General features: G+C 74.7%; 10 protein-coding genes. 6 read left to right on the top strand and 4 right to left on the bottom strand.

Features of this window, described 5'->3' with window-relative positions:
* Positions 1 to 338 precede the first annotated feature (338 nt).
* Positions 339 to 4,319 carry a type I polyketide synthase gene (locus ACFV0G_RS10230; protein WP_380544714.1) on the top strand — a complete coding sequence of 1,327 codons (3,981 nt, stop codon included), beginning with the start codon at positions 339 to 341 and terminating at the stop codon, positions 4,317 to 4,319.
* A gap of 140 nt (positions 4,320 to 4,459) precedes the next feature.
* Entirely contained in the window at positions 4,460 to 5,104 is a 645-nt protein-coding gene (locus ACFV0G_RS10225; protein ID WP_380544711.1) for a TetR/AcrR family transcriptional regulator, read from the top strand.
* A 127-nt stretch (positions 5,105 to 5,231) separates the two neighbouring features.
* Here the strand turns inward: ACFV0G_RS10225 and ACFV0G_RS10220 are convergent, their stop codons facing one another.
* On the bottom strand, positions 5,232 to 5,687 hold the full coding sequence (locus ACFV0G_RS10220; protein ID WP_380544708.1) for an Lrp/AsnC family transcriptional regulator: 456 nt from the start codon (positions 5,685 to 5,687) through the stop codon (positions 5,232 to 5,234).
* 85 nt (positions 5,688 to 5,772) lie between these two features.
* Between ACFV0G_RS10220 and ACFV0G_RS10215 the strand changes: the two genes are divergently transcribed.
* The gene (locus ACFV0G_RS10215) at positions 5,773 to 6,687 is read left to right on the top strand and encodes an SMP-30/gluconolactonase/LRE family protein (protein WP_380544722.1); all 915 of its coding nucleotides are present in this window, start codon (positions 5,773 to 5,775) and stop codon (positions 6,685 to 6,687) included.
* A 38-nt stretch (positions 6,688 to 6,725) separates the two neighbouring features.
* On the opposite strand, the gene ACFV0G_RS10210 is transcribed toward ACFV0G_RS10215, so the two are convergent.
* Positions 6,726 to 7,211, bottom strand: coding sequence for a carboxymuconolactone decarboxylase family protein (locus ACFV0G_RS10210; protein ID WP_380544705.1), 486 nt, complete (start codon positions 7,209 to 7,211; stop codon positions 6,726 to 6,728).
* 216 nt (positions 7,212 to 7,427) lie between these two features.
* Here ACFV0G_RS10210 and ACFV0G_RS10205 point away from each other — a divergent pair, with 216 nt between their 5' ends.
* Entirely contained in the window at positions 7,428 to 8,345 is a 918-nt protein-coding gene (locus ACFV0G_RS10205; RefSeq protein WP_380544719.1) for an RNA polymerase sigma-70 factor, read from the top strand.
* 85 nt (positions 8,346 to 8,430) lie between these two features.
* On the opposite strand, the gene ACFV0G_RS10200 is transcribed toward ACFV0G_RS10205, so the two are convergent.
* Positions 8,431 to 9,642, bottom strand: coding sequence for a metallophosphoesterase (locus tag ACFV0G_RS10200; RefSeq protein ID WP_380544716.1), 1,212 nt, complete (start codon positions 9,640 to 9,642; stop codon positions 8,431 to 8,433).
* Between the two features lie 148 nt (positions 9,643 to 9,790).
* Entirely contained in the window at positions 9,791 to 10,168 is a 378-nt protein-coding gene (locus ACFV0G_RS10195; protein WP_380544702.1) for a MerR family transcriptional regulator, read from the bottom strand.
* Between the two features lie 145 nt (positions 10,169 to 10,313).
* On the opposite strand from ACFV0G_RS10195, the gene ACFV0G_RS10190 reads away from it, so the two are divergent.
* Complete coding sequence (locus ACFV0G_RS10190) at positions 10,314 to 10,979, top strand: class II aldolase/adducin family protein (protein ID WP_380544699.1); 666 nt, start codon at positions 10,314 to 10,316, stop codon at positions 10,977 to 10,979.
* Positions 10,976 to 11,380, top strand: a complete 405-nt coding sequence (locus tag ACFV0G_RS10185) for a carboxymuconolactone decarboxylase family protein (protein ID WP_380544696.1) — start codon at positions 10,976 to 10,978, stop codon at positions 11,378 to 11,380. Before ACFV0G_RS10190 ends, ACFV0G_RS10185 begins: the two co-directional genes overlap by 4 nt.
* Positions 11,381 to 11,477: the final 97 nt, after the last annotated feature.

Genomic DNA, 11,477 nt, shown 5'->3' with positions numbered 1-11,477 from the left:
CTGGATCGCCCTCGCCGACGGCCGCGACCCGCCCCCCGCGCGGGGCGCGCCGGGCGGGCGCGGGCCCCCCCGCGCGCGGCCGCGGGGGCCCCGCCCGCGGCGCGCCGCCCCCCGTTTTCCGTTGCCCGGGGCCGTTCGTCCGCCTACGCACCGGTGGGCGAATCGCCCATCCGGGGACGATTCGCGCCGGGCCGTCTCAGGTGTTGAGACGTCGCGAATTCGCCGTAGTTAAACACTGGGACCAAACTTAGCTTCCAGTGTAAGTTTGCATCGCGCTAACCCAATAGCGACTGCTGTCACGTCCGACTGGTCGGATTCGAAGAGATTGGACCACTCACATGGAGCACGTGCGACAGAGCCCCGGCGTCCCGATCGCGGTGGTCGGCCTGGGGTGCCGCTTCCCGGGTGCCGACGGGCCGGAACGGTTCTGGGAGAACCTGCTGGCCAACACGGACTCGGTCACCGCGGTCCCGGGTGAGCGCTTCGACATCGCGGCGGACTACGACCCGTCACCCGGCGTGCCCGGCAAGACGGCCTCGCGCCACGGCGGCTTCATCGCGGACGCGTTCGCCTTCGACCACGCCTTCTTCGGCATCTCGCCCGCGGAGGCGAGAGCCGTCGACCCGCAGCAGCGACTCCTCCTCCAGGTCGCCTGGGAGGCGCTGGAGCACGCCGGCATCCGCCCCTCGACGCTGGCCGGCACGCACGCCGGGGTCTTCGTCGGGCAGGCCACCGCCGAGTACTCCGAGACCTCGCACGCGCCCAACGGGCCCAACGTCCGCGACGTGGCCGGCAGCCGGCTGCGCGCGGTGACCGCCGGGCGGCTGTCCTTCGCGCTCGACCTGCTCGGCCCCAGCGTCGTGCTGGACACCGCCTGCTCCTCGTCGCTGGTCGCGGTGCACACCGCCCGGCAGAGCCTGCTCACCGGGGAGTGCGACCTGGCCATCGCCGCCGGCGTCAACTTCCTGCTCTCCAGCCACGATGCGATCGCCTACTCGCAGGGCGGGATGCTCTCGCCGGGCGGCCGCTGCCGCTACGGCGCGGCCGACGCGGACGGCTTCGTCCGCAGCGACGGCATCGGCGTCGTGGTGCTCAAGCGGCTCGACGACGCCGAGCGCGACGGGGACCGGATCCTGGCGACCGTCCTCGGCAGCGCCGTCAACAACGACGGGCGGGGCAGCGGACTGCTGCTCCAGCCCGCGATCAGCGGACAGGTCGACATGGTCCGGGCCGCCTGCCGGGCCGCGGGCACCACCCCGGACCGGCTCGACTACGTCGAGGCCCACGGGACGGGCACCGCCGTGGGTGACGCCGTGGAGCTGCGGGCCCTGGCCGAGGCCACCCGGCGGCCCAACAAGCGCCCGCTGCCCACCGGTTCGGTCAAGACCAACATCGGCCACGCCGAGGCGGCGGCCGGCATCGCCGGACTCATCAAGGTGGTGCTGATCGCCCGGCACGGCGTCATACCGGCCTCGCTGCACTGCCCCGAGGTCAACCCGGTCATCGCCGAGCACGCACTGCCGGTCTCCGTCGTGACCCGCAACACCGAGCTGCCCGCGGACGGCGAGCCCGCCCTGCTCGGCGTCAGCTCCTTCGGGATCTCCGGTACCAACGCCCACGTCGTGGTCGGCGAGTACCGGCCGGCACCGGTCGCCCTCCCCACCGACCGGGCCGCCCCCGCCGACCCTGCCGCAGAGGCCGGACCGGCCGCCCGCGCGACCGCCGCGGGGGCGGCCGGCGCGGAGCAGCTGCTCGTCCTCAGCGCCCGCTCCCCGCGAGCCCTGAACCGGCTGGCCGAGGCGTACGCCGCCCACCTCGAAGGAGCCGGGCGGGGCCGCGCGCTCCGCGAGATCTGCGCGGCCGCCGCGCTGCGCCGCGACACGCACCCCCACCGGCTCTGGGTCCGCGGCGCCGACCACACCGCGGTCGCGGCCCGGCTGCGGGCGCTCGCCGCCGGCGAGGTGCTCGCCGAGGGCGGTACCGCCGACGCCGGGTTCGCCCCGCGGCGGACGGCCTTCGTCTTCCCCGGGCAGGGCTCGCAGTGGCTCGGGATGGGCCGCGGACTGCTGGAGGGCTCGCCCGCGTTCCGGGCCGCCCTCACCGAGTGCGACGCCGCGATCCGCACCGAGCTCGGCTGGTCGGTCGTCGAACTGCTCACCACGGCCACCGAGTTCCCCACCGACATCGACCGGGTCCAGCCCGCGCTCTGGGCGGTCGGGGTCTCCCTCGCCGCCGCCCTGCGCGAGGTGGGCCTCAGCCCGGACGTCTGCCTCGGCCACAGCATGGGCGAGATCGCGGCCTCCCACGTCGCCGGTGCGCTCGGCCTGCGCGACGCCGCCGCGGTGATCTGCCGCCGGAGCCGGCTGATGCGCCGGCTCGCCGGCCGCGGGGCCATGCTCGCCGTCGAGCTCTCGGCGGACGCGGCACAGGAGTTCCTGGCCGGACGGCCCGAGTTCGCCGGCGCCTGCCTGGCGGCGGACAACTCCCCGCACTCGACGGTGCTCGCCGGCCCGCCGGCCGCGGCCGCCGCGATCGCCGCGGGCCTGGAGGAGCGCCACGTGCTCTGCCGCACCGTTCGGGTCGAGGTGGCGTCGCACTCGCCCGACATGGATCTGATCAGCGACGACCTGGTCGCGGCCCTCGACGGCCTGGCGCCCCGCCCGGCCCGCACCGACCTGGTGTCCAGCGTGCTGGCCGCCCCGGTACGCGGCGACGAACTTGTCGCGCAGTACTGGCAGGACAACCTGCGCCGGCCCGTCCGGTTCACCGAGTCGGTACGGCTGCTGTCCGCGACCGACACGGTGTTCGTCGAGGTCAGCCCGCACCCCGTGCTGACCGCGGCGGTCGACGAGACGCTGGCGGACGCCGGTGCCGAGGGTGCTGCCGTCGCCACCCTGCGCCGCAACTGCGACGAGTCGACGGCCCTGCTGGACGCGGTGGGCCGCGCCTTCGCCCACGGTGCCCGGGTGGACTGGCTCCGCTGGTACGGCGCCGTGCCGCCCGTCGTCGACCTGCCGACCTACCCCTGGGACGCCGCGGTGCTGCGCCGCGAGAGCGCCGAGCCCACCGGGGCCGTCCCGGCGCCCGGCGGGAGCGCGCCGTACGTGCGCGAGGCCGGGCTGGAGGAGTGGGGCGTGGCGGGCTGGGGCGCCGGGGTCACCGTCCGCGGCATCGCGCCGATCTTCCCGTCCGTGTACCTCACGGCCATGCTGGACACCGCCGGTGCCGCTGCCCCCGGCATCGGGTTCGCGCTGGCCGGGGTGCGCCTGGGCGACGCCGCCCTCACCCTCGACGACCTCCCCCGCACCACCCTCCGGGTCACGGTCGACGCCCCCGGGCCCGGCGGTGCCCGGCAGGTGCGGGTGCAGGCCCGGCGCGGTGCCGACGGACCGCTGGAGCCGTGTGCGGAGGGCCGGCTGGAGCCGCTCCCGGCGGCCGGCCCGCGCACCCGGCGCGACCTGCTGGACTCCGTCCTCGCCCGGCACCACACCTACCTCTCGGCCGCCGACTTCTACGCCGAGGCCGAACACCACGGGTTCGGGATCGGTGCCGAGTTCCGGGCCGTCCAGCACGTCTGGCGGCGCGGCACGTGCGCCGTCGCCCGGCTGCGCGCGGCCGCCGTCCCCCGCGCCGCCGGCTGGGAGTCCGGGCTGCTGGCGCTGCTCGCCGCGTACCCCGCCGGAGCCGCCTACGTGCCGCTGGGCTTCGGCACCGTCCGGGCGTTCGCGGAGCCCGGGGAGGAGTACTGGGCGCTGTGCCGGGTGCGGCCCGCCGCGGGCGGCCGCACCGCACAGGGCGACGTGATCTTCCTCGGGACCGACGGGTCGGTGCTCGCGGAGTTCCGGGACATCGAACTGCGGGCCCTCGGGCGCCCGGCGTGCCGCTTCGCCTCGCTCTCCTCCGTCGCCTCGGTCGGATCCCGGCTGCTGCCCGGTGCCGCGGCGCTCCGCCGCCGGCCGCGTGCCGTCGCCGTTCCGGCTCCCGTACCGGCCCTGACCCCGGCACCGGCCCGGGCCGTCATCCCGGCCCAGGTCTCCGTCCGTGCGCCGCATCCCGCCCGGGTCGCCGCGCCGGCGGCCGCGGACGCCGGCCTGGTGGCCACCACGGCGGCGGAGGCCCTGCTGCGGCGGGTGGCCCGGGTGCTGGAGATCCCCGAGGACCAGCTCGACCGCCGCCGGCCGCTGCGCGACCTGGGCCTGGACTCGCTGATGGCGACGCAGCTGCGGGCCCAGCTGCGGTCGGACTGCGGCCTGGAGCTCACGGCCGGGCGCCTGCTCGGCCCGGAGAGCCTGAACGGCATCCTGGCCACCATCGGCTAGGCGGGGCGGGGGTCCGGTGGAAGTGGTCGGACAGACCTCCAATTTTGACTGCAAAGCATAGTTAAACTGTGGTGCATAGACCTGGGGGGAGGGGGCCTCCCCGGTCGCCACCCAGCAGATCGGAGAGACAGTTGAACGCGATGGGAGCCGCAGTGGACCAGCCGCCGGCACCGCTCGGCCGGCGGGAGCGCAACAAGATCAGGATGAAGGAGCGGCTCTACGACGCGGCCCTGACGCTCTTCACCGAGCAGGGCTACGACGAGACGTCGATCGACGAGATCGCGGAGCGGGCCGACGTCGCCCGAGGCACCTTCTTCAACTACTTCCAGCGCAAGGAGGACCTCCTCGGCACCTGGGGCGAGAAGCGCCGCGACGCGCTCACCGCCGCCCTCACCCCCGACAGCCCCGACATGGGGACGGCCGCCGGCCAGCTGCGCCGCTGCATGACCACGCTCGGCCGGATGAGCGAGGAGCACCAGAAGGAGACCGGGGCCATGCTGATGGCCTGGGTCCGGGCGGGCCACCCGCTGGTGGAGGAGCCCTACCTGGCCGACCTGTTCGCCCGGATCGCCGCGACCGGCGTCGAGCGCGGCGAGTTCCGTCGGCAGATCGCCGCCGAGCAGATCGGCAACGCCCTGCGCGACCTCTACCTGGGCACCCTCTACCGCTGGTGCGGGCGCCCCGGCGGCCCGAGCGGCGCCCTCACCAAGGAACTGCTCACCACCCTCGACCTGATGCTGTACGGCGTCCTCGCCGCTCCCGCGGCCGAGGGCGACGCCCGCTGACCGCCCGCCCGTCGTGCTGCCGGGCCGCTCCCGGCGGCCGGGCGGGCCGCGTCCGGCGTCCGGTCGGCGCGGCACGGCTGCGGCGCTCTCTCCGGGCGGTCCCGGTGGATCGGCCGCCCCGCCGCGGCTACCGGCGGGGCGCCGGCGGGCGCTCGAAGAAGGTCTGCAGCGAGACGGTCGCCTGCGTGCCGCTCACCCCGTTGATGGCGTAGAGCCGCCGCAGCACGTCCTGCAGCTGCTCGGTGCCGGCCGTGCGGACCTTCACCAGCACCGAGGCGCTGCCCGCGATGATGTGCGCCTCCTCGATCTCCGGAATGGCGGCGAAGGCCTCCGCGGAGTCCCCCATCCAGGCCGACGAGTCGACCATCACGAACGCGAGCACGCCGAGCCCGAGCGCCTTCGGGTCCACCTCGACCGTCGTCCGCCGGACGACCCCGCGCTCGCGGAGCTTGCGGACGCGCTCGTGTGCGGCGCCGGCCGAGAGGCCGACCGCCCTGCCGAGGGCGGCGTAGGCCTGTCCGGCGTCCTGCTGCAGCAGCGCGACCAGGGCGCGGTCGATCTCGTCGAGGTTCTCCGATGCCATGCCGTCACCATATCGGCTTCTGTCATACTCATGCTGCATCGAATGAGATTCGGTTGATGGCATCGAGGGGTGGATTGTGTCCGGTATTGTCGAGCACGGCCTGTACGAGATCCTGGACGAGCGCTTCCGGACCGGGAAGTGCGCCAACGGCGACCTGCGGCTGGAGAAGCTGTTCGGGGACTGCCGGTGGGCGGAGGGGCCGGTCTACCTCCCGGCGTGGCGACAGCTGATCTTCAGTGACATCCCCAACGACCGCATGCTGCGCTGGGACGAGGCCACCGGCGCGGTCGGGGCCTTCCGCTCCCCGGCCGGGCACAGCAACGGCAACACGCTGGACCGCGAGGGCCGGCTGATCACCTGTGAGCAGGGCAACCGCCGGGTGACCCGCACCGAGCACGACGGCTCGGTCACCGTGCTCGCCGACCGCTACCGGGGCAGGCGGCTCAACTCGCCCAACGACGCGGTGGTGCACTCCGACGGGTCGGTGTGGTTCACCGACCCGGACTTCGGCATCACCAGCGACTACGAGGGCCACCGCGCCGAGAGCGAGATCGGCGCCTGCAACGTCTACCGCATCGACCCCGGCAGCGGCGAGGTCCGGCTCGCCGCGGACGGCTTCACCGGCCCGAACGGGATCGTCCTCTCGCCCGACGAGCAGCAGCTGTACGTCGCGGACAGCAGGGCGCGCACCATCCGCGTCCTCGACGTCCGCGAGGACGGCACCCTCTCCGACGGCAAGGTCTTCGCCGAGGCGCCGAACAGCGGCTTCGACAACATCCGCTTCGACGACGGCGGCCGGCTCTGGGCGGCGGCCTTCGGCGACGGCGTCCACTGCTACGACCCGGACGGCACGCTCATCGGACGCCTCCTCGTCCCCGAGCCGGTCTCCAACCTCGCGTTCGGCGGGCCGAAGAACAACCGCCTCTTCATCACCGCCTCCACGTCGGTGTACTCGCTGGTCATGGCGGTGACGGGGACCCCGCGGGTCCGCCGGGCCTGACGCCCCGACCGGCCGGGCCGGCCGGGGCCGTCGGCCGGTCAGCCGAGCGCGGCGGCGAACATGCCGGCCTCGTACGAGCCGCCCCGCTGGTGCACGATCACGGCGAGCCGGTTGGCCGCGTTGATCAGGGCGACCAGGGACACCAGCGCGGCGATCTGGTCGTCGTCGTAGTGCTTGCGCACCCGGGCCCAGGTCTCGTCGGACACGCCCCGGTGGGCATCGGCGAGCCGGGTGCCCTCCTCGGCGAGCGCCAGCGCGGCCTGCTCGGCCTCGGTGAACACGGTGGACTCGCGCCAGGCGGCGACCAGGTGGAGCCGGGCCGCACTCTCGCCGGCGGCCGCGGCCTCCTTGGTGTGCATGTCGATGCACCAGCCGCAGCCGTTGATCTGGCTGGCCCGCAGCGACACCAGCTCCTGGGTGGACCTCGGCAGCGGCGACTGGACGATCACCTGGCCCGCGTTGGCGAACCGCTTGGCGAACTTGGCCGCGATCTCGTTCTCGAACAGGTTGAACCGGACGGACATGGCGTGATCCTCACTCGCGGTGGTGCAGTGGACGGACACCAGACGCCTCCGGCCCCCGGGCCGTGACGGAGGCGGTCGTGTGACGTGCGCCACGGGGCGCGGCTGTCACACGACCGCCCGGGCCGGCGTCCTGTGCACGGGGAACCGCCGGGAGCGAAGAGGCAGGAGCAGCCGATGAACGGCGAGCGCGGCGCAGGCACGGAGCGCGCGGAGGGCATGGAGAGCACGGTCGGGCGGCTCGCGGACGAGGAGCGCACGGACCCCGCCACGGAGGCCTTCGTGGCCCATCGCAACCTGCTCTTCACCGTCGCCTACGAGATGCTCGGCTCGGCCGCCGACGCGGAGGACGTGCTGCAGGAGACCTGGCTGCGCTGGGCGGGCGTCGATCTGGCCGCGGTGCGGGACCGGCGTGCCTACCTCGTCCGGATCACCACCCGCCAGGCGCTGACCCGGCTGCGCACGCTCGGCCGCCGCCGGGAGTCCTACGTGGGTTCCTGGCTCCCCGCGCCGCTGCTCACCACGCCCGACGTGGCGGAGGACGTCGAGCTGGCCGAGAGCGTCTCGATGGCGATGCTGCTGGTGCTGGAGACCCTCGCCCCGGTCGAGCGGGCGGTGTTCGTGCTGCGCGAGGTCTTCGACCTGGGGTACGACGAGATCGCCGAGGCCGTCGACAAGAGCCGGGCCGCGGTCCGCCAGATCGCGCACCGGGCACGGGCGCACGTCGCGGCGCGCCGGCCGCGCGGGCCGGTCTCCCCGGCCGAGACCCGGGACGTGCTGGACGCCTTCCGGCGGGCGACCGAGACCGGCGACCTGCAGGGCCTGCTCGACCTCCTCGCGCCGGACGTCGTCCTGCTGGGGGACGGCGGCGGCGTCAAGCAGGCCGTCCTGCGGCCCGTCTCCGGGGCCGACAAGGTCGCCCGCCTCCTGACCGCCGGCCTGGGCAGGGTCCCCGGCGCGGTCTCGCTCGGCCCGGCCCAGGTCAACGGCCACCCGGCGCTGGTCCTGCGGCTCGACGGCGAGCTCGACACCGTCCTGGCGGTCCGCATCGACGACGGCCTCATCACCGGCCTCTACGCCGTCCGCAACCCCGAGAAGCTGTCGTACATGCAGCAGGAGACCGCGCTGCGCCGCTGAGCCGTCAACGACGGGGGCCCGGTCCGCGTGACACGGTCCGGGCCCGTTGGGGGAGGCGGGATTCGGACCCTGAGGGCTCCGTGCGCTACGCGGCGGGCCGGGTGCCGCCGGAGCGCAGGGTGAGCAGCGTGATCTCGCTCGGTGCGAAGACCCGGAAGGGCGGCCCCCAGAAACCGGTGCCCCGGCTGGTGTAGAGCTGGGTCCGCTCCCCGTGCCGGCTCAGGCCGTGCACCACCGGCTGGTCGAGCCGGACGAGGAAGTTGAACGGCCAGATCTGGCCGCCGTGGGTGTGCCCGGAGATCTGGAGGTCGATGCCGGCGGCCGCGGCCTGCGGGACGTACTTGGGCTGGTGGGCGACGAGCAGGACCGGGTGGTCCGGGTCCGCCCCCGCCAGCGCGCCGAGCAGGTTCGCGCGGTGCCCGGCCAGGCCGGAGGACTCCGCGGTCACGTCGTCCACGCCGGCGAGGACGAGGGCGTCCCCGCCGCGCTCCACCACGACGTGGCGGTTGTGCAGCGGCTCCCAGCCGAGGTCCGCCATGCGGTCCAGCCAGCCCTGCGCCTCCCCGGAGTACTCGTGGTTCCCGGTGACGTAGACCTTGGCCAGCCTCGACCGGATCGTCCCGAGCGGCGCGGCCTGCTCCCGGCGCTGGGCCGGGGTGCCGTCCGCGATGTCGCCGGCGTGGACCACGACGTCCGCGTCGAGCGCGTTGACCGCCTCGGCGACGCGGGCGGACCAGGCAGCCCGGTCGATCGGGCCGTAGTGGGTGTCGGCCAGCACCACGACCCGGGTCCCGTCCAGGCCGTCACCGAGCCGCGGGACGTGGACGTCCAGCCGCTTCACCCGCGGTACGCGCATCGCCTCGTGGTGTCCCCAGCCCAGCAGCCCGGCCGTGACCGCGGCGACGGCCACGGCGACGATCCTGGCCCGGCCGGTGCCGCCGACGTCGAGCCCCGTCAGCACCAGGTCCGCCAGGCCGCCCAGCACCGACCAGGTGAACAGCACCCAGACCATCCCGAGCGAGGTGTCCGCGATGCGGGCGGCCCGGTCGCTCCGTCGTGGCCCGTGGCCCGCGACCATCAGGAGGGGGAAGGCGACCACCCAGGCGGCGAGGACGACCGTGCCGGCCGGGAGGACCGGGAAGGGCCAGTCGGCGCCGGAGGCGAACAGCGTCCACCACGGCGGGAGGCACAGCACCACGAGGACGAGGACCGCCACGGCCAGCCGCCGGATCACGGACCCCCGGCGCCCCGCGCTCCTGCCCGGGGCCTGCGCGGTCTCGGGCCGTGCCTCGGCCAGGACGGTCCCGGGCCCCCCGTCGTCCGGCCGGAAGTCCGCCTCGGGCCCGATGGATTCGCTGTCTGTCACGGTGCCGCCCCTCACGTCTGCTGCGCCCATCATCCGGCACCCGGTGCCCGCCGGACCGGGCCGGGGCCCGCGGAACCCGTCACGAGGACCGGCGCCACGTCGACATCTGCTGCCGGAAGGTCGGGCAGCCGACGATGTCCTGCTTGCCGCACCGGAGCGCATGGGTCATGAGCTGGTGGGCGTGTTCGAGGTCGACCATGCGCTGCTCGATCTCGGTGACCTTGGCGCGGATCATCGCTTCCCGGCGGGCCTGGTCCTGCTGGAGCTCGCCGATCTCGGCCAGGGTGAGCCCGGCCTGCTGGCAGGTGCGCAGCACCACGATCCGCTCCGCGGCCTCCGGCGGGTAGCGCCGCTGGCCGCCCCGGCGTTCCGGCGCGGGCAGCAGGCCGTGGCGTTCCCAGAACCGGATGGCGGACGCGGGCACTCCGGTGATCTCGGCGAGTCGACCGATCGTCATGAGCACGTTGCGTTCCCCCGGTTCACCGTTCCGCCCCACCGCTTGACTTGAACCTTAGTTCAAGTTGAAGAGTGCCTTCTGTGCGGGACATCCCGGGCCGGCGGCGGACGTGCGACCGCCGGCAGAAGACTTCGGAGGCGATGGCATGACGGACAGAAGTGACGCGACGGACCGGGCCCACCAGCTCGTCGAGGCTGCCGGGCAGCTCTTCGAGGCGGGGGTGATGTCGCACTCCGGCCACGCCAACCTGAGCGCCAGGCTGGACGCCGAGCGGTTCCTGTTGAGCCCGGGGTTCGTCCGCGGCCTGCGGCCGGGGCAGTTGGCGACCGTCGGTCTCGACGGACGCCTCCTCGACGGTGAACTGCAGTCCGTCAGCACCGAGATCATCACCATGCACAGCGTGGTCTACCGGGCCCGCCCGCTGGTGGGTGCGATCATCCACACCCACTCGCCCGCCGCGACGGCCTTCGCGGTGGCCAACCGGCCGCTGCCGTGCCGCACGGAGCCGATGCTGCGCTTCGGGCAGGCCGAGGAGGTGCCGGTGGTGCCCTGGGGGCCGCGCGGCTCCGACGTCTCGGTCCGCGGCATCGCCGATGTCCTGGAGCGCCGTCCGACGACGGCCGCGGTCCTGCTGGCCAATCACGGCCTGCTGGTGTTCGGCCCGGACGCCGCGGCCGCCGGCCGGCTCGTGGTGGCGATCGAGGAGAGCGCCGAGGCCGAGATCGCCGCGGCGGCGATCGGCGGGGGCGTGGACTTCCCCGACGGTGCCCTGGAGGCGGTCCGGGCCTCGATCGCACGGGTCGCGTCATGACGGACGACGGGTCCGGGCGGCGTGCCGAGGCCCTGCGGGACCGCTACCGCTCGACGCTCGGAGCCGTCCCGGGCGGGGTGGAGGACCGCCTGCGCGTGGCCCTGGAGTTCGGCCGGCTCCCCACGGAGGAGGCGTTCGCGGCGCTGCGGCACATCGTGCTGGCCGACAGCCCGCTCGGCGGCCGGGTGCAGCAGCTGGTCCACTTCGGCCAGTTGCTGACCCTCGGCCGGGCGGAGCCCGCCCGGATCCACGCCCGGGGAGCACTCCACGCCGGAGCCGGCATCGCCGACCTCGTCGGAGTCGCCGAGACCGCCCTCATCACCTCGGGCGCGCCGGCCTACGCGCTCGGTGTCGAGATCGTCGTCGAACTCCTGCAGGCCGAGGACGACCGGGCCGACTGACCCCGGACATGCAGAAGGGGGGGGGCGCCGGGGGGGGGGGGGCCCGGCCGCCGGGGGGGGTTAGATATAGCAAAGGAGGTGGGGTTGGGCCCCCCCG

This window comes from Kitasatospora sp. NPDC059571, assembly GCF_042735675.1.
Classification (GTDB): Bacteria; Actinomycetota; Actinomycetes; order Streptomycetales; family Streptomycetaceae; genus Kitasatospora.
This window is presented reverse-complemented; position numbering and strand designations above follow the sequence as displayed.